At 40.0% G+C, this 26695-nt stretch carries 22 protein-coding genes, 1 tRNA gene and 1 pseudogene; 6 read left to right on the top strand and 18 right to left on the bottom strand.

Annotation, left to right across the window (positions count from 1 at the left end):
- Positions 1-41: 41 nt before the first annotated feature.
- From NYF15_RS15330 to NYF15_RS15310, 5 genes are all read right to left on the bottom strand, one after another.
- Positions 42-132: transfer RNA gene (locus tag NYF15_RS15330), tRNA-Ser, on the bottom strand.
- A gap of 67 nt (positions 133-199) precedes the next feature.
- Positions 200-577 (bottom strand): hypothetical protein, encoded by a 378-nt coding sequence (locus NYF15_RS15325; RefSeq protein WP_130149938.1) that lies wholly within the window; start codon positions 575-577, stop codon positions 200-202.
- Between the two features lie 197 nt (positions 578-774).
- Positions 775-1323, bottom strand: a complete 549-nt coding sequence (locus NYF15_RS15320; RefSeq protein WP_371354007.1) for an NAD(P)H nitroreductase — start codon at positions 1321-1323, stop codon at positions 775-777.
- A gap of 72 nt (positions 1324-1395) precedes the next feature.
- A complete protein-coding gene (locus NYF15_RS15315; RefSeq protein ID WP_371354006.1) occupies positions 1396-2094 on the bottom strand; it encodes a DoxX family protein in 699 nt (232 codons plus the stop codon).
- A gap of 68 nt (positions 2095-2162) precedes the next feature.
- On the bottom strand, positions 2163-4124 hold the full coding sequence (locus NYF15_RS15310) for an FAD-dependent oxidoreductase (RefSeq protein WP_371354005.1): 1962 nt from the start codon (positions 4122-4124) through the stop codon (positions 2163-2165).
- 197 nt (positions 4125-4321) lie between these two features.
- Here NYF15_RS15310 and sppA point away from each other — a divergent pair, with 197 nt between their 5' ends.
- Both sppA and ansA read left to right on the top strand, forming a co-directional pair.
- Positions 4322-6187: a signal peptide peptidase SppA gene (gene sppA, locus NYF15_RS15305; RefSeq protein ID WP_371354004.1), complete on the top strand. Its 1866-nt coding sequence runs from the start codon at positions 4322-4324 to the stop codon at positions 6185-6187.
- A gap of 58 nt (positions 6188-6245) precedes the next feature.
- Entirely contained in the window at positions 6246-7256 is a 1011-nt protein-coding gene (ansA, locus tag NYF15_RS15300) for an asparaginase (protein ID WP_054561413.1), read from the top strand.
- Positions 7257-7315: 59 nt separating this feature from the next.
- On the opposite strand, the gene gndA is transcribed toward ansA, so the two are convergent.
- Positions 7316-8689: an NADP-dependent phosphogluconate dehydrogenase gene (gndA, locus tag NYF15_RS15295; RefSeq protein ID WP_371354003.1), complete on the bottom strand. Its 1374-nt coding sequence runs from the start codon at positions 8687-8689 to the stop codon at positions 7316-7318.
- A gap of 421 nt (positions 8690-9110) precedes the next feature.
- On the opposite strand from gndA, the gene pyk reads away from it, so the two are divergent.
- Positions 9111-10544, top strand: coding sequence for a pyruvate kinase (pyk, locus tag NYF15_RS15290; protein WP_130149943.1), 1434 nt, complete (start codon positions 9111-9113; stop codon positions 10542-10544).
- Positions 10545-10615: 71 nt separating this feature from the next.
- Here pyk and NYF15_RS15285 read toward each other — a convergent pair whose 3' ends face one another.
- From NYF15_RS15285 to thrS, 10 genes are all read right to left on the bottom strand, one after another.
- The gene (locus tag NYF15_RS15285; RefSeq protein WP_130149944.1) at positions 10616-11440 is read right to left on the bottom strand and encodes a LytTR family DNA-binding domain-containing protein; all 825 of its coding nucleotides are present in this window, start codon (positions 11438-11440) and stop codon (positions 10616-10618) included.
- Positions 11441-12511, bottom strand: a complete 1071-nt coding sequence (locus NYF15_RS15280; protein WP_062569153.1) for a sensor histidine kinase — start codon at positions 12509-12511, stop codon at positions 11441-11443. It abuts the gene before it with no gap.
- Between the two features lie 155 nt (positions 12512-12666).
- On the bottom strand, positions 12667-14223 hold the full coding sequence (locus NYF15_RS15275) for a SulP family inorganic anion transporter (RefSeq protein ID WP_062569154.1): 1557 nt from the start codon (positions 14221-14223) through the stop codon (positions 12667-12669).
- A gap of 148 nt (positions 14224-14371) precedes the next feature.
- The gene (locus NYF15_RS15270; RefSeq protein ID WP_036968198.1) at positions 14372-14830 is read right to left on the bottom strand and encodes an Lrp/AsnC family transcriptional regulator; all 459 of its coding nucleotides are present in this window, start codon (positions 14828-14830) and stop codon (positions 14372-14374) included.
- Between the two features lie 97 nt (positions 14831-14927).
- Entirely contained in the window at positions 14928-15569 is a 642-nt protein-coding gene (locus tag NYF15_RS15265; RefSeq protein ID WP_371354002.1) for an MBL fold metallo-hydrolase, read from the bottom strand.
- A 1-nt stretch (position 15570) separates the two neighbouring features.
- Positions 15571-17367, bottom strand: a complete 1797-nt coding sequence (locus NYF15_RS15260) for a M14 family metallopeptidase (RefSeq protein WP_371354001.1) — start codon at positions 17365-17367, stop codon at positions 15571-15573.
- Positions 17368-17566: 199 nt separating this feature from the next.
- A complete protein-coding gene (rplT, locus tag NYF15_RS15255; protein ID WP_062569157.1) occupies positions 17567-17926 on the bottom strand; it encodes a 50S ribosomal protein L20 in 360 nt (119 codons plus the stop codon).
- A 15-nt stretch (positions 17927-17941) separates the two neighbouring features.
- Entirely contained in the window at positions 17942-18142 is a 201-nt protein-coding gene (rpmI, locus tag NYF15_RS15250) for a 50S ribosomal protein L35 (protein WP_054554888.1), read from the bottom strand.
- A gap of 212 nt (positions 18143-18354) precedes the next feature.
- A complete protein-coding gene (gene infC, locus NYF15_RS15245) occupies positions 18355-18915 on the bottom strand; it encodes a translation initiation factor IF-3 (protein WP_083515308.1) in 561 nt (186 codons plus the stop codon).
- Positions 18916-18972: 57 nt separating this feature from the next.
- A complete protein-coding gene (gene thrS, locus NYF15_RS15240) occupies positions 18973-20883 on the bottom strand; it encodes a threonine--tRNA ligase (protein ID WP_371354000.1) in 1911 nt (636 codons plus the stop codon).
- Between the two features lie 258 nt (positions 20884-21141).
- Between thrS and NYF15_RS15235 the strand changes: the two genes are divergently transcribed.
- From NYF15_RS15235 to NYF15_RS15225, 3 genes are all read left to right on the top strand, one after another.
- On the top strand, positions 21142-22155 hold the full coding sequence (locus tag NYF15_RS15235) for an endonuclease/exonuclease/phosphatase family protein (RefSeq protein ID WP_130149948.1): 1014 nt from the start codon (positions 21142-21144) through the stop codon (positions 22153-22155).
- Positions 22156-22219: 64 nt separating this feature from the next.
- On the top strand, positions 22220-22666 hold the full coding sequence (locus NYF15_RS15230) for a DUF3010 family protein (RefSeq protein WP_130149949.1): 447 nt from the start codon (positions 22220-22222) through the stop codon (positions 22664-22666).
- A gap of 239 nt (positions 22667-22905) precedes the next feature.
- A complete protein-coding gene (locus tag NYF15_RS15225; RefSeq protein WP_371353999.1) occupies positions 22906-24621 on the top strand; it encodes an AMP-binding protein in 1716 nt (571 codons plus the stop codon).
- A gap of 54 nt (positions 24622-24675) precedes the next feature.
- On the opposite strand, the pseudogene NYF15_RS15220 reads toward NYF15_RS15225, so the two are convergent.
- Positions 24676-25029 (bottom strand): annotated as a pseudogene (locus NYF15_RS15220) (DUF1428 domain-containing protein).
- 105 nt (positions 25030-25134) lie between these two features.
- Entirely contained in the window at positions 25135-26487 is a 1353-nt protein-coding gene (gene gdhA / locus NYF15_RS15215; RefSeq protein ID WP_371353998.1) for an NADP-specific glutamate dehydrogenase, read from the bottom strand.
- Positions 26488-26695 lie beyond the last annotated feature (208 nt).

The raw sequence follows: 26695 nt of genomic DNA, 5'->3' as shown, positions 1-26695 counted from the left end.
CAGAAAGCAAAAAACCGCCAGTTAGGCGGTTTTTTAAATAATGGTGGAGAGATAGGGATTTGAACCCTAGAGGGGCTACAAACCCCTGCCGGTTTTCAAGACCGGTGCATTCGACCACTCTGCCATCTCTCCGTACGGCGCGCATAATAGTGTTTACTGAGTTTTTTGTAAAGGTTTATTTTTAAAATATTCAATAAAGTTAATAATATTGCTTGGGCCGTCTTGCTATCCATGAGCAGATCAAGCAAATTAAAACGCTTATAAGTGCAAAGGCAGCTGCTTGAACAACAACATCGATGCGATTAAAGTTGTCGCTTGGAACGATAACAAGTAAAAAAGCAGGTAAGCTTGTAAATGTCAGAACGTAGCAACATATTTTAAATGCACGCCCAAAATCAAACCGTTTAGTACTTTGCATCCACCATGTGAGTAGAAATAACACCCCTACGGCCGACAACCCTAAGAATTGGGGAGCTTTAGTCGACATTGCAACAAAAAACGTAATAATAGCGCCAATTAATCCCCATAATGACCAAGCGAACCAATTTTCTTTTTCACGTAAAAATAAGTTTCCCATTTTTCTCGTCTTCTTTATCGTTATTTTTCTGAGACTTCCATTACATTATCAAAAAACAACCGATTAAAAAACATACCGAAGAAGATTTTTTAGTTTTGCGTCCAAGCGCTTCTTACAGCAAAGATAAACTTGAAAAAAGTAACATAAGCAAGCTTAATCAGATCTGACTATTAAAGTACAAGAAAGTTCAAAAATAATTATAAATTTTCAAAAAATCGTGATGGCTCGTGTCTTACCGGCTTTTTGCAGTCCACTTCTGGTGTTCCTAGATATAAGAATCCGACGATTTCATCCTCCTCTTTGCATCCTAAAGCAGATTTCACGAAAGGACTTTGCGCAAAATAACCCGTTCTCCAAATCCCACCTAGTCCTTGCGCAAAAGCAGCTTGTTGCATTGTTAGTACGCTGCATCCTGCACTTTGTACTTGCTCAATACGCGGTACTTTTGGATTCTCAACAACATTAGCAATGGCAATTATTACCATGGGTGCACGTAATGGTAGAGATTTTGCTCGTTCAATGGTTCTTGCATCTTGCTGCTCAGCAACTGCTGCTTGGTGATAAATTTCACCTAACTTATGTAAGGCCTCACCTTGTGCAACAATAAATCGCCACGGTGCTATGCAACCATGATCAGGCACTTTCAGTGCTGCGCGCTTAATAATTGATAATTGCTCTTGTGAAGGGCCTGGTGCAACAAGCCTTGGATCAGACTGTCGAGTTTGTAATAGCGTTAAAGCGTCCATTTTAAATCCGTAAATACATAATACGAAGCCCCTAATTAATAGGGGCTATAAAATTTAAGCTTAACACTTATTCTAGTTATCAATAAAGTCATTAGTTCGCTTTGTAGCTAACCAGTAATCAATACTCAAATATCTTCCGCCCCCCATAAAGAATAGGCTCAAAAGCATAACAAAATAAATTGCTGAGAATTCTATACCATTATTTAAAATCACTGGTCGACCTGTTTCGTATAGATAACCGGTATGGCCATGTGTTTCTAATAAATCGCGCATTTTAGTTAATCTTTCGGAGGCTTGCGCTGAATTGTCTAAGCTTTCTTGTGCACCTGGGATATTTACCCAGCTTAAAACACGCGCAGGGCTTGTACTCGCATCTGTAGGAGTAACAGCAAACCAGCCATGTTCACTATGAACAGTCGTTGCGGCTACTAACATGGTAATCATAAGTGGTATAGTCACAAGTCGAGTTAAAAACCCAAAAAACAATAGTATTCCACCCAAAAACTCTGTCCATGCGGCTAGAAAAGCTAACAGTGCAGGAAAAGGTAAACCAAGGCCCCACTCTTCATTTCCAAACCATGCGATGATATCTTCGGACGCCAAAAAGTATTGATAAAAATGAGAAACATCACCACTCAGTGCAAGCTTATTGAAGCCGGCAATTATCATAACCGGAGCTAAGATAAATCTGATAAGAAGCGCAGGTACACCGTCAAAAATACGGAGTTTATTTAAGGATTGATCATATGATTTTAGTAAAGTATTCAACATTGTGGCCTCAGTTATAAGACTAATAATTAGTATAGACTAAGACCACATATAGCTGGCGTTTATTTCAATTAGATTTTTCTAGCTACCTGTAACGCTTCAAAAATTGCACGCTTAGCATCAATGGCTGCCGCTAACTTTGCCCCACCAATAACGTGAACTTTCGCATTTTCTTTATCATTTGCAAACGTTTCATTGTTAGACACTTGACCGATACATGCTATGACTGTATCAACATCTAACACTTTCTCTTCGCCTTTGACTGTGATCTTCAAACCCTGCTTATCAAAGCTTAAGTACTGACATTCTGCTATTTGTGTTACACCATGTTGTTTAGCAACTTGGCGATGTATCCAGCCTGTCGTTTTACCTAAGTCGCTACCAAAGCGTCCTTCACTTCGCTTAAGCATATAAAGCTTACGCGCATCTTTGTCTGGCTTGGCTTCACACTCTATTCCCCACTGGGTTTTAAACTGCTCAATAGTTTGACCTTTGTGTTCACTTAAAAATGCCACCATATCAAAACCAATGCCACCAGCACCCAATATAGCAATTTTTTCGCCGAGCTCTACTTCACCTCGGATCACTTCATCATAAGCGAATACGCGTTTACCATCACTGCATTCGATTTTCGCTTCACGTGGACGTACGCCCGTTGCAAACACCACATCATCGTATTGATTAAGCATATTATCTGTAAATTCAGTACCAAGTTTTAGATCAACATTAAGACGCGTTAATTCGTTAGTGAAGTAGTTAAGGGTATGATTAAAATCTTCTTTACCCGGTATTTGCATAGCCAGATTGAATTGACCACCCATTTTCTCTTTGCGCTCAATGAGTGTAACTTTATGGCCTTTTTGTGCAAGATAACAACTCGCAGCAAGACCAGCAGGCCCTGCTCCCACAACCAGCACTAAACGTGAAGACGGTGCTTTTTCAAGGCTATAGTCTAATTCAAACGCCGCTTGTGGATTGACCAAACATGTCGCCCGTTTATTTTTAAATACATGATCTAAACAGCCTTGGTTACAACCAATGCAAACATTAATTTGTTCAGACTTATTATTAATGTATTTATTAAATAATTCAGGATCAGCCAAAAGCGGGCGAGCCATAGAAATAAGATCTGACTCACCTGCCTCTAAAATGCTATTGGCAATTTCAGGAGTATTAATACGGTTTACAGCCACAACAGGTACTGACACAGTGTCTTTTAACCTTTTCGAAGCTTCTTTAAATGCACCAGGCGGAACCATACTGGCAATAGTTGGAACACGCGCTTCATGCCAACCAATTCCAGTATTGAATATGTCTACTCCCGCCTGTTCAAGTGCAATAGCTTGTTGTTTGACTTCATCAGGCGTTGAACCATTAGGGATCAGATCCATGACTGATAGACGAAAAACAATAATAAATTTCTTAGTTACTTTTGCTCTAACAGCCTTAACAATCTCAACAGCTAAACGCATGCGATTTTCTAAACTACCGCCATAGCTATCGGTACGTTTATTTGTGTGGTTAGCCATAAACTCATTGATCAGATACCCTTCTGAGCCCATGATTTCAACACCATCATAGCCAGCTTTTTCAGCAAGCTTTGCTGAGTTCGCAAAATCTTTGATGGTCTTTTTAATTGAACCTAGTGACATTGCTTTAGGTTTATAAGGATTGATAGGTGCTTTAATTGCACTTGGCGCTTGGTTAAATGGATGATAGGCATACCGTCCAGCATGCAATAACTGCAAGCAGATTTTTCCACCTTGCTCATGCACAGCCTCTGTATAAGCACGGTGTTTAATCACATCATAATAAGAGCTAAACGTTGAAGCAAATGGGGTTAATTTACCACGTATATTTGGGCTATACCCGCCGGTAATAATTAAACCTGTGCCCCCTTTCGCCCTTGCTTCATAAAATGCACGTAAGCGTTTACGGTTATGCCAGCCTTCTTCAAGTCCTGTATGCATTGATCCCATAACCAAACGATTACGAAGTTCAGTATGCGGTAATTGTAATTTTTGTTCTAACATGTGTGCCCCGTTAACTGGTCTAACCTCTATAATAATTAGATTCTGCTGCAATAACTGTAAATAATCAACTTTTAGCATCTAATAATCTGTAGCAATTTGTTGATTTAAACACTCTGTTACTATTTAACAGTTAATTTTAAGATTATTCTGAGCTAAGATGAGTTAACTACTAAGTTGTACTGAATTAAGGATTTATTTTGCTAGCAAAGATATTTAAAGGCATTTGGGCAGGGATTAACTTCTCACGCCGATTGGTTCTCAACATTATTTTTTTACTACTAGTAATACTATTTATTGTTGCTATATCTAGTGAAGAAGACAAAGTAAAAGTGGCCGATGGTACTGTATTACGTCTAAACCTAAATGGACCAATTGTTGAAGAGAAAACCTATGTTGACCCTGTTGAAGCAGCTATCAACGATGCAACTATGGGGCAAGAAGCACCATCAGAAATTTTACTTGATGATGTCGTTGAAGTTATTAATCAAGCAACCAAAGATGATCGTATCTCAGTTATGCTGCTTGACCTACAAAAAATGCCAAGTGCACATATCAATAAGTTAAAGCAAATAACAAACGCTATTGATGCATTTAAAGAAGCGGGTAAGCAAGTTGTTGCAACGGGCTATTACTACACGCAAGCACAATATTATATCGCAGCTCATGCTAACGAGGTATCAATGCACCCTTACGGCGGTGTAAGTATTGAAGGCTATGGTATGTTCCCGCTTTATTTCAAAGATGCACTTGAGAAGCTTAAAGTAACACAGCATATTTTTCGTGTGGGCACTTATAAGTCAGCCGTTGAACCATTCATTCGTAACGACATGTCTGAGGCTGCAAAAGAGGCAAACAATGTGTGGCTAACCGCACTTTGGAACGAGTATAAAACAGACGTCGCTGCAAGCCGTCCATTCGATGAAAGCAATTTCGATGAAGATATGGATGTATACCTTGCTAAAATGCAAGCCGTTAATGGTAACTCAGGTCAATATGCACTAAACAACCAATGGGTTGACTCTCTGAAGACGTCACAACAAATTCGTCAACAATTAATTGATGTAGTTGGTACTGAAGAAACAGGCAAAACCTTTAAACAGGTTAGCTTCCGTGAGTATTTATCGCTTGTGAAGCCACCTATTGAATTTGATAACCCAATCACTGAAAAAGTAGCTGTTGTCGTAGCTAAAGGAACCATCGTAGACGGTGAACGCAAAGCAGGTGAGATTGGAGGCGACTCTACCGCCGCCCTACTTCGTGAAGCGCGCCTTGATGACAAAGTCAAAGCCGTTGTGCTTCGTATTGATTCAGGTGGCGGAAGTATGTTCGCATCTGAAGTTATTCGCGCCGAAGTCTTAGCGCTTAAAGCTGCTGGCAAACCAGTTATCGCTTCAATGAGCTCAGTGGCAGCATCAGGTGGTTACTGGATTGCATCTGCCGCTAACGAGATTTGGGCTGCCCCTAGCACAATTACGGGGTCAATCGGTGTGTTCGGTACTTTCATGACGTTTGAAAATACCATGGCTGAGTTAGGTATTTATTCAGATGGTGTGGCAACGACCGATCTTGCTGGCTTTTCGATTGCTCGCCCACTTGATGAGAAAATGGCCGATATCATTCAATTGAGTGTAGAGGATGCTTATCAACGCTTCTTAAATGTAGTAGCTGAAGCACGTAACATGACACCAGAACAAGTGAATGAAATAGCACAAGGCCGTGTATGGATTGCGACCCAAGCAAAAGAACTTGGTTTAGTCGATAAACTAGGTGATAAGCAAGATGCTATAAAAGCAGCGGCTGAACTTGCTAAGCTGGCTCATTACGATGTTAAAACTATTAAACAGTCTTTAACTCCTCAAGAGCAAATGCTGCAAGATATCTTTGGTACAGCAGCTGTTAAAAGCTTCTTTGCTAAGTCTGGCTCATCACAATCAGTACTGGCAACGCAAGCTAACTTACAAAGCCTTATTAATCAGTTAAGTAGTGAAATTGATAACCTAAAAGATTACAACGATCCACAAGGTGTTTACGCTCGTTGTTTAGTATGTAACGTAATTCAATAACTTACTTCGCTAAGCAATTTTAGGTATACTTAGCCCAGTTATTTTACTGGGCTTTTTTATGAAACGTAAACGTATATATATCGCCTACACGGGCGGCACAATCGGAATGAAAAAATCAAGTCGCGGTTATGTTCCGGCAGAAGGTTTTTTAACCGAAACAGTGGTTAATAATGCAGAGTTTAATCGCGATGAAATGCCTTTGTTTGATATTCACGAATATTGCCCGCTCATTGATTCTTCAGATATGTCCCCTGCCCACTGGCAACTCATTGCTGACGATATTAAAAGTAAATACCAAGATTATGATGGCTTTGTAGTTTTGCATGGTACCGATACCATGGCCTACACAGCTTCTGCCTTGTCTTTCATGTTCGAAAATCTAACAAAACCTGTGATTGTGACGGGCTCGCAAATTCCACTGTCGCAACTTCGTTCTGATGGCCAAGTAAATTTACTTAATGCAATGTATTTAGCCGCTAATTACCCAATTGCTGAAGTAAGCCTGTTTTTCAATAACCAACTGTTCCGTGGTAACCGTGCAACAAAAGCCCATGCCGATGGTTTTGATGCGTTTGCTTCACCTAACCTTGAACCGTTAGCATTATCTGGAATTAATATTCAACTGATCAAAGGGCAACTTAGCCCTTACGTTGACAACGAATTACAGGTATCGAATATTACACCACAACCAATTGGTGTGCTTTATCTATACCCTGGTATAAGCCCTAAAGTGGTAAAAAGCTTAGTTAATGATGACATCAAAGCACTTGTTTTACTTAGCTTTGGTGTGGGTAATGCCCCACAAGATCCAGCGTTTTTAGATATTCTAAATGACGCTAGTAAACGCGGTATGGTGATTGTTAACCTAACACAGTGCTTAAAAGGTCAAGTGAATATGGGGGGTTATGCAACAGGTAATGCCTTATTAAATTGTGGTGTGATCAGTGGCTACGATATGACATTAGAAGCGTGTTTAACCAAGTTACACTACTTATTTAGTCAAAAGCTTGAAGTAGAAACAATTCGTCACTTGATGCAAGACAACCTGCGTGGTGAATTAAGCCGATAATCAATACAATTGAATACAAAAAAGGCACCAACTGGTGCCTTTTTTTATACTTTTGATAATTAACGAACTTTTTCGTCAATTTCAACTAAGTCTGTTAAATGGCAAATCTCACCACTGTGAGTTTTAATACCATGCTCACCGAAGTAGTCACGTTGTGCTTGAACAAGGTGACCATTACTTGGCGTTGTTAACGTCGCAATGTAAGTTTGTGTTGCTGTTAACACAGGGAACGCAAGACCAGATGCAACTGCTGCACCTGTCACTTTACGTAATGCTGCTGATTCACGCTGCATAGAATCGATAAACTCAACACCTTCAGCTACATTATCTAAGTAATCTGCACGGATGATACAACCAGCGCGCCATGTTTGTAGCGTTTTCGAAAGGTCAACTTTCCACTGATGGGCACGAGACGCACCTTTGATAAGCGCTAAACCTTGACGATAAGCAAGTAAGCTCGCCAATGTGAATGCATCTTTTAACTCTGCTAAGTCTAAATCAACGGTATCAGTTGCTTTGGCAGCGTAAGTCATTTCTTTCGCAGCATGTGTATCACAGGTATTTGTTAAGTGACGAGCTTGTACAGCTGCCACTAATGATGGCACTGCAATGCCAAGCTCTAAGGCATTTTGTGCAGTCCATAAACCCGTGCCCTTAGCGCCAACCTTGTTATCGATTAAATCGACTAGTGGCTCACCTTCTGTCGTTTCAAGACTTAAGATATGGCTTGAAATTGACAATAAGTAGCTATTTAAAGTGCCTTCTGACCAGTCATTGAAAATATCAGCCACTTCTTTCGGTGAACGATTGGTGCCTAAACGCAGTAGTTGGTACATTTCTGCAATTAACTGCATTAACGCATATTCGATACCGTTGTGAACCATTTTTACAAAGTGACCACTTGCAGATTGGCCTACACGCGCAAAACATGACTCACCTTTGTAGCTTGCCGCTACTTTTTCGAACCACGGCTCTACACGCTCCCAGCCGCCTTCTGAGCCACTCGCCATCATAGCAGGACCGTGACGCGCACCTTCTGCACCGCCAGAAATACCCATAGTGGCAAATTCAAATTTGTTTTGATATTTAAGTTTACGGCTAATACCATCTTTGTAGTTACTGTTGCCGCAATCTACAATAATGTCATCACAGTCAACGCCTGCTTCTGCAAGCTCTGTACATACTTTATCAACCAATTCACCAGCAGGAACTAATAGTAAGATTGAACGAGGCGGTTCTAAGCGTCTAACCATATCATTTAAATCAGACACTATGTGTAAACGGTCTGCCAAACCAAGCGTTTTCGCACAGCTTAGTAACTCAGCACCCGCATCAGGGTTTTTATCATAAGCTACTAATGTCAGCCCTTTTTCAATCAGGTTGAGGGCAAGATTTTTACCCATAACGCCTAACCCTACTAATGCAACTTGCATTTAGTGTCCTCCTCGGTAACAACTATTGGTTAGTTAATCAAAATAATTACGCGCGCATTATACCCAAGCAGCCCAAAAATGCGAGCTTGTAAGCTAAGTTGATATAAATCATCAAAATCATGAAGCGACGTTATGGTCAGTATATCAAAATAACGCAGGCATCGGACCAGATTTTTATAATACCCTTTAAAAAGGTATGTGTATTGACGCTACCTGACACCGGTGTCATAATAACGTCATTGTTACTTTGTATATTACAATTTAATACAGGCAGTCTGATTCTCATACGTAAGAACACTATTTTTACTTATGAGTTCTACAGCGTGCTTATGTATAAGCCAATATAAATGGTTTAATTGCACGGCTTTTTAATAGATAACCATCAATTTGCTTAATTTAATTAAGCGCACAGGAGAATTTGATGCTAAGACGCACAAAAATTGTTGCGACCCTTGGACCGGCAACCGATCGCGATAACAACCTAGAAAAAATTATTCGTGCAGGTGCAAATGTTGTTCGTTTGAACTTCTCACATGGTGTAGCACAAGATCATAAAGACCGCGCTGAAGCGGTACGCAGCATTGCTAAGCGTTTAAGCAAGCACGTTGCTATTCTTGCCGACTTACAAGGCCCTAAAATTCGTGTCTCAACTTTCAAAGATGGTAAAGTAAACCTAGAAGTAGGCGCAAAATTTACTCTTGATGCAGAAATGGAAAAAGGCCAAGGCGACGTAAACGCGGTAGGTATCGACTATAAAGAGTTACCAAACGATGTTAAATCAGGTGACTTACTATTATTAAACGACGGTTTAATTCAATTAACAGTTGATAGCGTAGATGGTGCCCTAGTTCACACGACTGTTACTGTTGGTGGCGTACTTTCAAACAATAAAGGGATTAACCGTTTAGGCGGTGGTCTAACAGCCCCTGCTTTCACTGATAAAGACAAAGAAGACTTAATCACTGCCACTGAAATTGGCGTTGATTACATTGCTGTTTCATTCCCACGTAGTGGCGATGACATGCGTTATGTTCGCTCTTTAGCAGAAGCAGCTGGCTCAAACGCGCAACTTCTTGCAAAAATAGAACGTGCAGAAGCGGTTGAAACAGTTGAAGCGATTGACGATATCGTACTTGCTTCTGACGCTGTTATGGTTGCACGTGGTGACCTTGGTGTTGAAATTGGTGATGCAGCCCTTGTTGGTAAACAAAAACTTATCATTAGCCGTGCGCGCTCGCTAAACCGTACTGTTGTTACAGCAACACAAATGATGGAATCAATGATCGATAACCCAATGCCAACCCGTGCAGAGGTTATGGACGTTGCAAACGCAGTACTTGATGGCACTGATGCCGTTATGCTATCAGCTGAAACAGCCGCTGGTGACTACCCTGAAGAAACTGTTGCTACTATGGCCCGCGTTTGTTTAGGTGCAGAATCTCAAAAAGAAACGCACGTTTCTAAACACCGCTTAGACAGTCGTTTTTCATCAAATGCTGAATCAATAGCCTTATCTGCTATGTATGCAGCTAATCATTTAGATTCTGTAAAAGCGATTGTGACACTAACAGAATCAGGCAGCACAGCTAAGTTAATGTCGCGTATTAGCTCGGGTCTACCAATTTACTCACTATCGCGTCATGCAAGCACATTGGGTCAAACAGCTCTTTACCGTGGTGTTTACCCTGTGTTCTTTGATTCAACAAAATGTGAAGATGACAGCATGGTTCGTGACGCATTAAACACACTGGTTGAGCTTGGTTCTCTTGTGGCTGGCGACACAGTGATTTTAACGCACGGTGATGCGATGGAAACAATTGGTGCTACAAACACAATGAAGATTGTAACAGTTTAAACTAGTACAATTACTCGTTAAAAAGGCGCATTTAATGCGCCTTTTTTGACTTAATTAGTGTCTATTGTTAACTAGCTGGCCAGTGCTGCTTTTACTTTATCGCGGTAGCTACGGCTCACTTTTAATTCTTGGCCGTTATCAAGCACTAATAAATATTCACCGCTTACTTGCGTTACAAGCTTGCTAATTTGCTTAGTATTTACAATAGCACTACGATGAACACGTACAAATAATTGCGGGTCGAGCTCTTGTTCAAGCTCTTTCATTGTTTTACGTAAGATATGTGTTTGTCCGTCTTGGCAATGTAAACACATATAATCACCTGCCGCATCAACCCATTGAATTGTCACCACAGGCACACGAACAATCTCACCCTGCTCTTTTACAGCGAGTGATTCTGGATAACGCCTATCTGCTAGGCTATCTCCTGTTGCTAATTTCTTTAAAATTTCTTCGCAGTTGTTACCTGTAATACCCGCAACAAAGCTCGCTAGTTTCTTCTTATGGGCGTTATCTTGTTGTGTCTTTAAATAAGTATGCACTTTCTCTACCGCCTGTTTTAGTCTGTTGTCATCGACTGGTTTAAGAATATAATCCAATGCATGAATTTCGAATGCTTTAACAGCAAACTGATCAAATGCCGTTACAAAAACAATTGCTGGTAGTGGATTAACACTCTCGCTTAATGCTCGTGCTACTTCAAAACCATTCATGTTTGGCATTTGGATATCCAAAAATACTAATTGAATGTTACCAGATAAACACTCATCAATTGCTTCTTGTCCATTGCTACATAAACGAATAACTTCCAAATCGTCAAACTCAGAAAGTCGTACAGCTAAGCCTTTTCTGGCTAATGGTTCGTCATCAACAATCAGCGTTCTAATTTTGCTCATTTATTTAACAGCCTTTTCAAACGGAACACGCAGATTTACCTTTAATCCACTTGGCGTATTGTCAGAGAGTACAAACGAATAATTGTTCTCATAAAGTGTTTTTAGTCGGTCTTTGGTATTTGCTATGCCAACGCCTTGAGAATTAACCAGTTGGCCATTTATCAGCTCGGTACCAGGACCATTATCGCCTACTTCCAATAATAGTTCATTTGCGAAAACTTGTGCTTTTATATCAATTACACCACCTTCATTTAGTTGTGCAATAGCATACTTAATGGCATTTTCGATGATCGGTTGCAGTATTAAACTTGGCACTAGCGCTTCTTTTGCTTGCTCACTCACTTCAACATTTACCTGCAAACGTTCATCAAAACGTACTCTTTCAATTTCTAAGTACAACATTAAAGCATGTAACTCCTGCTCTAATGGGACTTTTTTGATTGGATCTGTGTTTAACGTATAACGTAAAAAGTCACTTAACTTAGAGACCATTAGATTTGCATCTTTGTTCTCTTTTACCAATATCAATGTAGAAATAGCATTAAGCGTATTAAATAAAAAATGCGGGTTTAACTGATAACGAAGCATTTTTAGTTGAGCTTCATGGGCCATTGTTGTTGCTTTTAACGCTTTTTGTCGCTCACTTTGTAAAAGCTGGTAATACTTAATTCCAAAGTACAAACCACTCCAACACAGAATGATATAGACAGAATCTAAACCTTGTTGAAGGTAATAAAACCACTCATTTGGCCTATAACCATGGCGGTATATTTCCCATAAATTGAACTTTTGTACTACTGCCCAAAGCGTTCCCGTCAAATAAGACGCACCAAAAACAACGAGCATTAATACCCAAGGTGACGCGTTCCATACTTTCCTATACATATAGCGTAAAGGTATCGTCATTAAGCATCCTGCATAAGCATTCAAAACGATAACAAACACGTATATGTCACGCATTTCAAATACTTTTGAGCCTATATAATTTACTAATGCATAGCCAATCCAGCCAGCGATCTGCAGGACCCAGAAAAAACGTTGTCGATTATCAACTAAAGATTGCCAATTCAAAATAACGAGTTACCTTATATACTTATTTTTATTATACCGATAGTCACGAGAATAAAGCACTGCCGCCTATCTTGATTTTTTATAGCCTTACCGCATTCTTCAGGCATTAAAAAAGCGAAGACTACTACAGCCTTCGCTTTATCATTGCTTTATTTTTAAGCTAATTTATCTGAAGCCACTTTATAATTTGGATCTTCAATCACATTAACTTCAACAATATCACGTGCCTTATGAAGGAGTTGAATGCAATCAGGACTCAAATGACGTAAATGTAATTGCTTACCTGCTTTCTTATATTTATCCGCTAGGCTATCTATGGCTTCAATTGCACTATGGTCAGCAACACGGCTGTGCTTAAATTCAATGATCACATCTTGAGGATCATTTTTAACATCAAATAATTCAGCAAAGTTTTTCACTGAACCAAAGAACAATGGACCATGTAGTTCATATACTTTTGAACCTTGTTCGTCTATGTAATTACTTGTGTAAATGTGCTTCGCATGCTGCCAAGCAAATACTAGTGCAGATACAATGACACCCACACAAACCGCTATTGCCAGGTCGGTTGCAACGGTTACACCTGAAACTAAGACAATCACAAACGCATCTGACTTAGGTACTCGCTTCATCATTTTGAAACTTGCCCACTCAAATGTGCCTAAAACAACCATAAACATAACACCAACTAGCGCTGCTAATGGGATCATCTCGATTAAACTTGCTGCAAACACGATAAAAACAAGAAGCAATAAAGCTGCACTAATGCCAGATAAACGTGAACGACCACCCGAGTTTATGTTGATCATTGATTGACCAATCATGGCACAACCACCCATTGCACCAAAAAAACCACAGGTTACATTGGCAGCACCTTGACCTATACACTCTTTATTACTGTGGCCGCGAGTTTCTGTGATCTCATCAATTAAAGTGAGTGTTAATAATGATTCAATTAAGCCAATTGCCGCTAGGACTAATGCGTAAGGGAAAATAATTTTAAGCGTTTCTAAATTAAAAGGCACCATAGGAATATGAAATTCAGGTAAGCCACCTGCAATAGTCGCTTGCTCGTTACCTGTCATGCCTTTTAGAAAATCAAGTACCGTGCGCGCTTCTAAATCCAGACCAATGACTAAACCTGTCACGGTCACAATCGCAACAAGCGAAGATGGTACTGCTGTCGTGAGCTTTGGCAAAAAATGAATAATAGCCATAGTTAAGGCAACTAAACCAAGCATAATATAAAGTGCTTGACCTTCCATCCACTGCTGGCCGCCCATGCCATCTGGTACTTTAAACTGCCCTAACTGCGCTAAGAAAATAACGATTGCCAAACCGTTTACAAATCCCAACATCACTGGATGTGGCACCATGCGGATAAATTTACCGAGCTTAAACACACCCGCTAAGATCTGCAATATCCCCATTAATAGTACAGTGGCAAATAAATACTCTACACCATGATCTAATACTAAACTTACCATCACAACAGCCAGTGCGCCTGTAGCACCCGAAATCATGCCTGGTCGACCACCGAAAATAGCCGTTATTAAGCCAACAATAAATGCAGCATATAAACCGACTAATGGTTCAACGTTAGCAACGAAAGCAAATGCAACTGCTTCTGGTACTAATGCTAACGCTACAGTCAGGCCTGATAAAATATCGTTTTTAGCAGAGCTGGGGGCTTTGCTGAGTAAGTTAAACATTAAGATCCTCTTTCTTATGAATGCATTTTGGCAAGGCGCAGAATTCTAGCAAAAACTCGATACGTTAACAATTATTAACAACAAAACGGCTAGCACCATAAAATGCTAGCCGTTTTTTGAAAAAGACTAAGTGTAGTAAATAAAAGAACTAAAGTGGTAACGACGTACTACGTTTAACACACGTCATTGTAACATTCGAATGTACTTCTTGAACGAACTCTAGATTCAAAAGGTTGTCACGAACAAACTGCTCATAACCTTCTATTCCTTTTGAAATAATACGCAACATAAAGTCCATTGTCCCCGCCATACTATAACATTCAGTGACTTCATCATAACTCATGATCAAACGTTCAAATTCAGCAAGATTTGTTCTGCCGTGGTTAGACAAGCGAACGTGGGCGTAAACCAACATATCAAAGCCAAGCTTTTTTTCGTCGAGCAAAGCAACTTTACCTTTGATATAGCCATCCTGCTCAAGCTTCGCGATACGACGCCAACATGGAGATTGAGATAAACCAACTTTATCGGCAATTTCTGCCGTTGATAAGCTAGCATCTTGCTGTAACAATGCCAAAATTTGGCGATCTACTTGGTTTAGAGACATTTTATTTCTTTTTCTTTAAAGTTATTGGTTAAATTATACTACTGATTTAAAAATCAGTCTGCTCATTTTCAATTATTTATGCAAAAAAAATGCAATTTCAGCCATAGCGTCCACTAATAAATGGGTTTGTTTTTCGTTCATGGCCTACGGTCGTATTCGGACCGTGCCCCGGAAGAATTTTAACGTCATCTGCTAGACTCAAAATTTCAGACTTAATAGATGCAATTAGTTGCGCACTGTCCCCTTTAGGAAAGTCTGTACGCCCTACTGAGCCTTGAAAAATTACATCACCAACGAAAACTTGCTCTGATGCATCATGGTAAAAAACAACATGCCCAGGAGTATGCCCAGGGCAGTGGCGAACTGATAAACAAGTCTCTCCAACATAGATTGTGTCACCATGAGCTAACCATGCATCTGGATAAAATGGCGTAATCGGCGCAAAACCAAACATTTTCGCTTGCATTGGTAACGAATCAAACCAAAACTTATCATCAAGATGTGGCCCAATGATTTTTACACCAAATTTATCAGCTAGTTGTTTCGCTGCACCAACGTGATCAAGGTGACCATGGGTTAAAAAGATAGATTCAAGTTCACACCCTAATGCACAAAGCTCTGCGCTTAGTTTATCGGCGTCCCCGCCAGGGTCTATCAATGCCGCTTTATTGGTATTTGTACAAACAACAATACGACAATTTTGTGCAAAGCCTGTTACTGGAACTGTAACAACATTCATTTTATTGCTCCATTGAAGGTTGTTCAAAAGCCATTAAAATTGGATACTGCAAATAAGCCTGATCATAAAATGGTGATCGCTTGTATAGCCAATTAAGACGTGCTTCTGGGTCTTTAGCAAAGGCTTTATCTTCACGGACCTTTTGATCAAACTCTAGCGCAAGCTCTGGTTGCTCTTGTAACATTTGCTTTGCGTAAGGTATCAACGCATAGTTTTCCATATACTCAGTGCGCTGAAAAATAGTATTGAATTCTCCCCACGCAAAGAATGAATCAGGTGCTTCAGGATGCAGCAAATGAGTTGCTAGCTCTGAGTATGGCTGATTTGTTGATACCTTATACCAGCCAGTTACATCAACATCAGTGATACTCTTGTAATCGAAGCTTGCTTCAACCCGAAAACGTCCTTCAAAAGGCACGTTAGCAAAAGTATAGTCTTTTACCGAAGCCTGTGTTAACGATTTAGGCCCAGTGTCCTTAACACGCAACACTTCAACACCATGTAGTTTTAATTTACTAATAATTGCACTATAAGCTGGCGAAATATAAAAGGCGCTAGGCACATTAACTGTTTTTTTAACGATTTTTTGCCAGTAAATAGGCAATGCATCATAACTTTCTTCTTCACCAAGATAAGCTACTTCCGCTTGCCCCGATAACTCACTTTTACTACGCGTATATTTAATTCCTTTAAATACCAGTGTATCTGGTTCTGTAGCATAGCTGCGCTCAACCACCAGTTGCGTAGGTTTAAATTCACGTTCTTTTTTAACCGCTGCTTGTAACGCTTGATTATTTTTTGCGAGTGCATCAATGGCACCATCTAGAAACACATAAGTGCCAAGTACACGCTGTTTATAAGGCTTCAAAGAGTGATTCTCAACTAAAATACTCGGTAAAGAGCGCAAATCACCCCAGCCGTTTGAATAACGGGGGGTTGCGACCCAACCGGCTAACCCCTTTTTAAAGTCACGTTTATCCATAACAAAAACTAACGGACCAGGAATATGACCCATTTTCGTCAATTTAGCATCGATAATTGGTTTGAACATTGTATCAAGTGCTTCTGAAACACTGGGCGATTCACTTGAAAAAACAGGATTATAGCCATACGTTACATCATACTGATAATCAGCGCCGTCAGTAACATGCACATCGACATAGAGATCGGGTTTGAACGTATTAATAACCTTCAAGACACCTCGCACTTCTGGGGTATCTAACTTAGTGTAATCTCGATTAAGGTTTAAATTTAAACCATTGGTTCTGAAGCCCATTTCAACGGGGCCACGCTGATTTATACGATTGAATTGGCTACTTCTTTCATGTCCATCAACATTTAAAATAGGAATGAAGAGTATATTCACTTTACTCAAGATATCGCGGCGCTTGCCTGTTGCAATGTCACGCAGCAGCATAAACATGGCGTCTTTGCCATCAATCTCACCACTGTGTATACCTGCTTGAATAAAAATTGTTGGTTTAGCATCAGACGTTAACTGCGCTGCATCGAACAAACCTTGCTCATTCGCAACTAACATTTTTATCTTACGCCCTGCACTGCTTGTTGCTATTGTTTGTACTTTAAACTGTGTGGGGTTGGCAGCCACAAGTCTATCAACAAATGCCATGGTATCTTCATAATTTGGCGAACGCATACCGCCACTTAATTCAAAATCTGTAGTTAATGGACCTTTTTCTTGCATCAACGTCACACTTTCACCTTGCCAAGGTTTTAAGGGTGGTAAGTGACTGTCCATGGTCACAGCAGCAGATAAAAACATTAAGCTAGCAAACATATTACTCTCAGGTGCGATACTTATTTAATTAGAAGAAATTATAACAACTAATCTGAAATGATTGCGTAAACTGCGGTGATTCAACAAAAAAATGGAGCTAATGACATGCGTATATAATTATTTCGCAAAGAAATGTTTTGAGTTTGAGATCAAAAAAAGGAGCACAAGGCTCCTTTTTAAAACTTTTATGAAAAGCGAATTAAGCCGCTAGGCCTTCTTTTGCTTTTTCAACAAGTGCTGCAAATGCAACTTGGTCATAAACTGCGATATCTGCAAGGATCTTACGATCGATTTCTACAGAAGTCTTTTTAAGACCATTGATAAAACGGCTGTATGAAAGACCGTTTTGACGAGCTGCTGCATTGATACGTGCAATCCAAAGTTGACGGAAAGTACGTTTCTTAGCACGACGGTCACGGTAAGCGTATTGACCCGCTTTAGTAACTGCCTGGAAAGCTACGCGGTAAACACGTGAACGTGCTCCGTAGTAACCTTTAGCTTGCTTTAAAACTTTTTTGTGACGTGCACGTGCGATAACACCGCGTTTAACTCTTGCCATTTCTGAAGACTCCTATTAAGCGAATGGTAACATACGTGAAACTAGACCATGGTCATTCTTATGAACCATCATCTTAGGACGTAAGTGTAATTTACGCTTAGAAGTTTTCTTAGTCAGAATGTGACGAAGATGCGCTTGTTTACGCTTGAAACCGCCAGAAGCAGTCTTTTTGAAACGCTTAGCAGCGCCTCTGTGAGTTTTTAGCTTATAAGCCATTGCAATAACTCCAAATGTATTGCTTTACGATTAGGCAAGCAGGCGAGAGGTAAATAAATAACTCTACTTTATAAGGCCAAACTTACCGCCAATGTCCGGTGAAAACTCAGTCAATATAACTGCAATTTTACTTTAAACCGGTTATTTCAGGTGAACAGCAAGCTGTTACTTGGAGACCTGAAATAAATTCGGTGCGCATTATCGCTTGTTTATTACTTTTTAGCAATAGGGGCCATCATCATTACCATTTGACGACCTTCAACACGATTTGGGAAAGACTCAACTTGTGATACATCTTCCAAATCAGCTTTAACACGATTTAATAATTCAATACCAATTTCTTGGTGAGCCATTTCACGACCACGGAAACGAATAGTAATTTTAGCTTTATCACCCGCTTCTAAGAACTTACGCAAGTTGCGAAGCTTAACCTGGTAGTCACCTTCATCCGTACCTGGACGGAATTTGATTTCTTTAACCTGGATCTGCTTTTGCTTTTTCTTTTGTTCTTTTAGTTCTTTGCTTTTTTCAAAGATGAACTTTCCGTAGTCCATAACCTTGCATACAGGTGGCTCTGCATTAGGACTAATTTCTACAAGATCTACACCCGCATCATCTGCCATAGCTTGCGCTTCTTTTAATGACACGATGCCAGCTTGCTCGCCGTCAATGTCAATTAAACGAACTTCTTTAGCTGTAATATCTTCGTTGATACGATTTTTTTGAGCTGTTTGTTGCCCTTTCTTGCCGCCTCTAATGGTACGATCCTCCAAGAATATAAAATAAAAAGCGTGTAGTTGGCTGTTTGTTATGCCCTACACGCTCATGATTTATTGTCGATTTTTTATTTCGTCGCTAATTTTAGCTACAAAATCATCAACATTAAATTTGCCTAGGTCTTCACCTGTGCGAGTGCGTACTGCCACTTCTTGTTGTTCAACTTCTTTATCGCCAACAACAAGTAAATATGGAATACGTTTTAACGTATGTTCACGGATTTTAAAGCCAATCTTCTCATTTCTCAAGTCAGCAGCGGCTCTAATTCCAAGTTTATTTAATTTTTGTACAATTTCTTGAACATAATCAGCTTGTTTATCTGTGATATTCATGATCACAACTTGCTTAGGAGCAAGCCATGTCGGGAACAAGCCTGCGTATTCTTCAGTTAAAATACCAATGAAACGCTCGATTGAACCTAATATAGCACGGTGGATCATAACTGGTGTGCGACGTTCGTTGTTTTCAGCAACATAAGTTGCACCTAAACGACCCGGTAATGCAAAATCAAGCTGCACTGTACCACATTGCCATGCACGGTCTAAACAGTCATACAATGTAAATTCAATTTTCGGACCATAAAACGCACCTTCACCCGGTAGATAATCAAACTCAATGTCGTTTGCTTTTAATGCATCAGCTAGCGCAAGCTCAGCTTTATCCCACATTTCATCTTCACCGATACGTTTTTCTGGGCGAGTAGATAATTTTACTACAATCTTCTCAAAACCAAACGTTTCGTATGTGTCGTAAACCATTTTGATACATGCCGATACCTCATCCATGATTTGCTCTTCAGTACAGAAGATATGCGCATCATCTTGAGTAAAGCCACGTACACGCATTAAGCCATGCAATGCACCTGATGGTTCGTTGCGGTGACAACAACCGAATTCAGCCATACGTAATGGCAAATCACGGTATGATTTTAAACCTTGGTTAAAGATTTGTACGTGACCTGGGCAGTTCATTGGTTTAATGGCATATTCACGTTTTTCAGATTCAGTTGTGAACATGGCATCTGCGTATTTATCCCAGTGACCTGATTTTTCCCATAAACCACGGTCCATCATTAATGGACCTTTCACTTCTTCGTAATCATACTCACGTAGTTTTTCACGAACAAAGTCTTCTAGTTCACGGTAAATGCTCCAGCCATCATTGTGCCAAAACACCATGCCAGGCGCTTCTTCTTGCCAGTGCCAAAGGTCAAGTGCTTTACCGATACGACGGTGATCACGTTTCTCAGCTTCTTCTAAACGTTTTAAATACGCTTTAAGTTGCTTTTTATCTGCCCATGCCGTGCCATAAATACGCTGTAGCATTTTATTTTCTGAATCACCACGCCAATATGCACCCGCCACTTTCATTATTTTGAAGTGTTGGCAGAATTTCATATTTGGTACGTGTGGGCCACGACACATATCAACATATTCTTCGTGATGGTATAAACCCGGACGGTCATCTTTTGCGATATTCTCGTCTAAGATTTCCATTTTATATGTTTCACCACGTGCTTCAAAAGTATCACGCGCTTCTTGCCAGCTGACGGTCTTTTTAACCACATCGTAGTTTGTTTTAGCAAGCTCAAGCATACGCTTTTCAATTGCATCTAAATCGTCTTGGCTTAAAGAATGCTCCATATCGATATCGTAATAGAAACCGTTATCGATGGTCGGACCGATTGCCATTTTCGCTTCAGGGAAAAGTTGCTTAACTGCATGACCAATAAGGTGCGCACATGAGTGACGAATGATCTCTAAACCGTCGTCTTCTTTTGCTGTGATGATTTCTAAGCGTGCGTCATCGGTAATTAAATCACATGCATCAACACGTGAGCCATTAACACGGCCTGCAATGGTTGCCTTGGCAAGGCCAGGACCGATATCACTTGCTACATCATAGGTACTTACTGGGTTTTCGAAACTACGCTGACTGCCGTCAGGGAGGGTAATAACTGGCATTATAAATCCTTACTACAGTGGTGATGCCTACAATGCATCACATGTATTTTTTAAAAAATTAATTTGTAAACTCTGCAACGCTTTTACGAATAAGCATTGCCATTTAGTGCCTATTTAGGCTCATATTCACTGAGTCTTCGCAAACATGAACAACCATTGTCGCCGCTAGTGAATTCAAATACAAGTAGTTAGAAGACTAAATTGACAATTACTTATCCCATTTCATACTTAGTGAAGATAACTTTTTGGGTAAATATGATGTCAAAACCTCGCACAGTTAAATTTGCAACGTTTAATTTGCTAAATTATACAGCACCACCCTATTCTTTTTATCAGCAACATGAACATTATAATAAAACCCAGTGGCGTCAAAAGCAGCAATTTATCGCCCAATTTCTAAACCAAACCCAAGCCGATATAGTCGCTTTTCAAGAGGTTTTTAGCTATCAAGCACTGGAAATACAATGTAAAGAAGCAGGTTACGACTACTTTGAAATAGTTGACACGCCAAGTCACGATGCGCTGTATCCACAGGTACTTTTCAACCCTATTGTCGCCTTAGCCAGTAAGTACCCTTTAAAAAGCTGTGAACCACTAACCCCCTGCCCAGAACTGCTTGAATACTTGAATAACCAAAATGAGTTCAAGTTCAATAGAACCCCTATCAAATGCTTAATCTCAATCCCTTTTTTTGGTGACATTTGTTGTTATGTTGTTCACTTTAAATCACAACGCGTGCAATCAATGGCGCATATTTTAAACATTCACAATCTTGAAGACCCATTACTTCAATTACTACATCAGACAGTGGGAACCATGCAATCGCAAATATCACGCTCCCTTGAGGCGTCTATTGTTTATTACGATGCTTTAAAGACCCAGCGTGAAAAGCAATGTGCAACTATTGTGATGGGTGATTTTAATGATGTACTTACAAGCCCAACACTGTCATTTATGACACAAGGTTTCCATCCAACACGTTGTGAACCATGCATTGAGCAGAATGAACCTGTGGTCGGATTAACGGATGTGTATCAATTTAGTGATGAAAATAAAGCAGGCTATACTAAGCCTTACAGTCATTATTATCACCGCCGTGGTAGCGTACTTGACTATATACTTGTTTCTGCACATTTCAATCCTGAGTGTGCAATGTCAAAAGTCAGCTCTGTCTCATACTCAAGCTTTGAAGATCATTTAAATCCTGCCGAAACACTTGAAGACATAAGCGTCAGTGACCATAGTGCGATTGCAATTAAAATTCATTTTTAAAGCAACTGTTTTTCAAGTCGTTACTTGCTATAATTGCGAAAATTAAGTTATTTAGAGAATGACCATGAGAACATGCGGTGTAGAAATTACCGGCAGCGACGTACTGCTGTGTATTTTAACAAAAGATAATGATGTCTTTGATATCCGTGATATAAGACAAACTCGCTTTACCTTAGCTAACGGTAACGACACTGAAGTTATGCGTAAATTTCAATTTGATTTCAGAAAACTAATGCAAGACTATCAAATTGATTCTGTAGCAATTAAAGAGCGTCAACCGAAAGGTAAATTTGCCGGTAGTGCAAAAGGTTTTAAGATGGAAACAGCTATCCAACTTATCGAAGAACTAGATGTAGAAATATTAAGCGCAACGGCAATAAAAGAGCAACTAAAACGTAACCCTCTCCCTATTGCATTCGAAGATACAGGCCTTAAAAAGTTTCAAGAAAATGCCTTTATTAATGCCTACGTTTATCTGATGCGTAAAACATACAAGCAAGGCGAAGCCTAAGCCTAAACATCATCAATACTTAAAACGTGCTTATGCACGTTTTTTTGTGTCTGTAAAAAGCCATCCTTTCCTCTGCACTTAAAAATACACTCTGTACATTAGTCTTATATTACTTTCATTTGTCGACAATCTATGCTTAGTTAAACATGTAAGCTAATGCTAAAAAATATTCAACCTATTGGGTTAGCTATTTTCGCATCAAGTCCATGACAACAATTTAATAGGACACGGAGAACACAATGCAAGCAAATAACATACATGGTAACAGTCTCCCATTAACACAGAGCTATTTCCAAGGCGCTACAGACGTTCCCTTGATTGACAAAACAATAGGTCAGTACCTTGACACTATTGTCGACAATAACCCTGAACACCCCGCTATTATTGTTAATCATCAAAACATCCGCCTGACGTACAAAGAATACCAACAGCAAATTAATCAGCTCGCTATGGGGCTGCTCTCCCTTGGCGTTAAACCAGGAGACCGTGTTGGTATTTGGTCTCCTAATAATATTGAGTGGTGTTTAACGCAATTCGCAACCGCAAAAATTGGTGCCATTATGGTATGTATTAACCCTGCATATCGTCCGAGTGAATTAAAATATGCTCTTAACAGCGTTGAGTGCTCAACGCTCATTACCGCAAGTGAGTTTAAAGCGAGTAACTATATAAGTATGCTTAATGAACTTGCATCTGAGCTAAAAAGTTCACATGCAGGTGAATTAAACCTAAATGCCCTTCCACATTTAAAAAACATAATCCGTATTGGTAATGAGCCAGCTCCAGGAATGTTTAGTTTTGATGATATTATGCAACGCGCTACAGATGCTCATAAACTCGAGCTCGATGCGATAGCTGCTACATTGCATTGCGAGCAAGATATCAATATTCAATTTACATCAGGTACCACTGGTAACCCAAAAGGCGCGACCTTATCCCATAAAAACATTCTCAATAATGGCTTTTTAATGGCTGAGGCTATGAAACTAACATACCAGGATAAGCTCTGTATTCCTGTACCTCTGTACCACTGTTTTGGTATGGTGTTAGGTAATTTAGTGTGTATTAGTAAGGGCGCAACAGCAGTCTTCCCTGGTGATTCATTTGATCCTAAAACAACCCTTGAAGTAGTAGAAAAAGAACGCTGTACCGCTCTTCATGGTGTACCGACCATGTTTATAGCAGAATTAGAACACAAAGAGTTCGCTCAATATGATTTATCTAGTCTACGAACAGGCATCATGGCCGGTTCGACATGTCCTGAGCAAGTTATGCGCAAAGTTCATTCATTAATGCACATGACTGAAGTCGTGATTGGTTATGGTCAAACCGAATGTAGCCCGATTAACAATGTGACTGAAACTGACTCACCAATTGAAAAGCAAGTGAGTACTGTCGGCCGTGCTCTAGCCCACACCGAAGTAAAAATTATTGATGAACTGGGTGATATTCAACAGATTGGCATCCCAGGTGAAGTATGTAGTCGCGGTGCGGGTATCATGCGCTGCTATTGGAACGATAAAGAGAAAACGGATGCCACCATCGATAAGGATGGCTGGTTACACTCTGGTGATTTAGGGGTAATGGACGAAGAAGGGTTTGTTTCTATTGTTGGCCGCATTAAAGATATGATTATACGTGGCGGGGAGAACATATACCCACGAGAAATAGAGGAGGTACTTTACACCTATCCAGGTATCCAAGATGCCGCTATTTTTGGAATTAGCGATGAAAAATATGGCGAAGAAGTGTGTGCGTGGATACAACCACAAGATGATGCAGTGCTAGATGAGCATGCCATTCGCACTTTTTTAAAAGACAAGCTTGCCTATTTCAAAGTACCAAAACATATTCGCTTTGTAGATGAATACCCAATGACAGTTACCGGGAAACTGCAAAAGTTCAAAATGCGTGAGCAAATGCAGGAGTTGCTCAGTGAAAAAACATTCTCCTAATTAAGAGATAGCTAAAGCTCTGCATTACCTGAGCTTTAGCTAAAAGCACATTTTCTATTTATCTAAAATAGCCTCAAAGCCCCCATATATCATGCGTTTACCGTCAAATGGCATGGGGTTGTTCTCAGGGCTCATTCGAGGGTCGCCCATTATGTTCTGCCAACCGTTATCACGAGCATCTTTGGATGGCCAGATCACCCAAGAAAACACCACCGTTTCATTCTCTTGAGCTTTAACAGCCATAGGAAATGAAGTTACTTCTCCATCAGGAACATCGCTTCCCCAAGCCTCGACCACCTTTTATGCACCGTATTCTTTAAATATTTCGGCTGCTAACTCTGCATGAACTAGGTACTTTTCTTTATTTGCTGTTGGTACAGCGGCTACAAATCCATCGATAAATGACATAAGCTATCTCCTTTTGTTAACACATTAACCATAGTTAAAGAAAAGAGAAGTACATAATGATTTAGTCAATAAACGCTTAAAGCTACCAAAATGGCACTTACTCAGCTATACAACGCCTTGTTTTATCATCGCTTCTGCTACACGTTCGAAACCAGCTATATTAGCACCAAGGCTTAAGTCGTCCTTATGAGAATATTGTTTCGCTGTCGTCGAAACAGTCTCGAAGATAGTCCTCATAACTTGTTGGAGTTTTTCATCAACTTGCTCTGGTCGCCATGTTTGCATGCTAGCATTTTGTGCCATTTCAAACTGACTAGTTGCCACACCACCCGCATTTGCGGCTTTGCTGGGTCCAAGATAAACCTTATGCTTTTTAAAAACAGTAAGCGCTTCTGCTGTGCTAGGCATATTTGCACCTTCACATACAATTAAGCAACCATTCTCTACAAGTGAATTCGCATCATTTTTAGTAATTTCATTTTGAGTTGCACAAGGTATGGCAATATCAGCTTCATATTGCCATACCTTATGGCCATTGCTTGGGTACTGATTAACGGGTGTAAACTCTGCTTCAGCGTGCGTGTTTAAGTAGTCTCGAAGTTCAGCTCCTTGTTCGGTTTTCAAGTGTTTAACAAGCTCAACATCTAAACCATCTTTGCAGTATAAAGTCCCTTTTGAATCGCTACAGGTTAAAACGATAGCATCACACTGGCTAAGCTTATCCATCAGATGCAATGCTACATTACCCGCGCCAGATACGAGACAACGCTTTCCTTTTAAAGAGTCATTTTTAGCATCAAGCATAGCACTTAGAAAATAAGCTATGCCATAGCCTGTCGCTTCAGCCCTTAATGCAGAGCCTCCCATCAGTAAAGGCTTACCCGTGAGCACCCCTTGAAACTGATTAGTTATGCGCTTGTATTGGCCAAATAAATAGCCTATTTCTCTTGAACCTACGCCTATATCACCCGCTGGTACATCCGTTGTAGCACCAATGTGCCTATATAGCTCTGTCATGAAAGACTGGCAAAAGCGCATAATCTCGTTATCACTTTTCCCTTTCGGGTCAAAGTCTGCACCTCCTTTTGCGCCGCCTAAGGGTAAACCCGTTAACGCATTCTTGAGGATCTGTTCAAAGCCTAAGAACTTAACGACTCCAAGATTTACGCTGGGATGAAAACGTAGACCTCCTTTAAAAGGCCCAAGAGTAGAGCTAAACTCAATACGATATCCCCTATTAACATGCACATTCCCGTTATCATCAAGCCATGGAACTCTGAAAATAATTTGCCTTTCTGGCTCAACTAATCGTTCGATAATGCCCAGTTTTTTGAAATCATTATTACCATCTACAACATGGTTAAGCGATGATAGTACTTCCTCAACAGCTTGATAAAACTCAGGTTCGTTAGGGTTAGATTCCTTTACTGTTTGCAGAATTCCTTGTAGATATTGCATGCCAACTCCTCTTTTAAGCTATTGAAATAACTAGTTACTAATTAAACTCTATCCTGTAGAAGATCGATCACTTAGAATAATGAGAGAAGACTACTCTATAAAAACGGTTTAAAAGGTCAAGTGATCATGTGAGAGAGCCACTCGCAAAGTTAACTTTATTGCTAGAGCATATTGTTTGTTGTGGATTTAAATGAAAAGAGAAGACATT

This window comes from Pseudoalteromonas sp. 68 DY56-GL68 (assembly GCF_041414825.1).
Taxonomy (GTDB): domain Bacteria; phylum Pseudomonadota; class Gammaproteobacteria; order Enterobacterales; family Alteromonadaceae; genus Pseudoalteromonas.
Note: the sequence above shows the minus strand (reverse complement) of the source record. Positions and strands in the feature narration are given on the sequence as shown.

Excerpts from the sequence above, each read along its gene's own strand:
- rplT (WP_062569157.1), bottom strand. The coding sequence starts at position 17,926 with ATGGCAAGAGTTAAACGCGGTGTTATCGCACGTGCACGTCACAAAAAA.
- gdhA (WP_371353998.1), bottom strand. The coding sequence starts at position 26,487 with ATGCAATATCTACAAGGAATTCTGCAAACAGTAAAGGAATCTAACCCT.
- NYF15_RS15310 (WP_371354005.1), bottom strand. The coding sequence starts at position 4,124 with ATGTTAGAACAAAAATTACAATTACCGCATACTGAACTTCGTAATCGT.
- NYF15_RS15225 (WP_371353999.1), top strand. The coding sequence starts at position 22,906 with ATGCAAGCAAATAACATACATGGTAACAGTCTCCCATTAACACAGAGC.
- thrS (WP_371354000.1), bottom strand. The coding sequence starts at position 20,883 with ATGCCAGTTATTACCCTCCCTGACGGCAGTCAGCGTAGTTTCGAAAAC.
- NYF15_RS15265 (WP_371354002.1), bottom strand. The coding sequence starts at position 15,569 with ATGAATGTTGTTACAGTTCCAGTAACAGGCTTTGCACAAAATTGTCGT.
- NYF15_RS15325 (WP_130149938.1), bottom strand. The coding sequence starts at position 577 with ATGGGAAACTTATTTTTACGTGAAAAAGAAAATTGGTTCGCTTGGTCA.
- NYF15_RS15235 (WP_130149948.1), top strand. The coding sequence starts at position 21,142 with ATGTCAAAACCTCGCACAGTTAAATTTGCAACGTTTAATTTGCTAAAT.
- rpmI (WP_054554888.1), bottom strand. The coding sequence starts at position 18,142 with ATGGCTTATAAGCTAAAAACTCACAGAGGCGCTGCTAAGCGTTTCAAA.
- ansA (WP_054561413.1), top strand. The coding sequence starts at position 6,246 with ATGAAACGTAAACGTATATATATCGCCTACACGGGCGGCACAATCGGA.
- NYF15_RS15260 (WP_371354001.1), bottom strand. The coding sequence starts at position 17,367 with ATGTTTGCTAGCTTAATGTTTTTATCTGCTGCTGTGACCATGGACAGT.
- gndA (WP_371354003.1), bottom strand. The coding sequence starts at position 8,689 with ATGCAAGTTGCATTAGTAGGGTTAGGCGTTATGGGTAAAAATCTTGCC.
- NYF15_RS15275 (WP_062569154.1), bottom strand. The coding sequence starts at position 14,223 with ATGTTTAACTTACTCAGCAAAGCCCCCAGCTCTGCTAAAAACGATATT.
- NYF15_RS15320 (WP_371354007.1), bottom strand. The coding sequence starts at position 1,323 with ATGGACGCTTTAACGCTATTACAAACTCGACAGTCTGATCCAAGGCTT.
- NYF15_RS15270 (WP_036968198.1), bottom strand. The coding sequence starts at position 14,830 with ATGTCTCTAAACCAAGTAGATCGCCAAATTTTGGCATTGTTACAGCAA.
- pyk (WP_130149943.1), top strand. The coding sequence starts at position 9,111 with ATGCTAAGACGCACAAAAATTGTTGCGACCCTTGGACCGGCAACCGAT.
- NYF15_RS15285 (WP_130149944.1), bottom strand. The coding sequence starts at position 11,440 with ATGAGCAAAATTAGAACGCTGATTGTTGATGACGAACCATTAGCCAGA.
- NYF15_RS15230 (WP_130149949.1), top strand. The coding sequence starts at position 22,220 with ATGAGAACATGCGGTGTAGAAATTACCGGCAGCGACGTACTGCTGTGT.
- NYF15_RS15315 (WP_371354006.1), bottom strand. The coding sequence starts at position 2,094 with ATGTTGAATACTTTACTAAAATCATATGATCAATCCTTAAATAAACTC.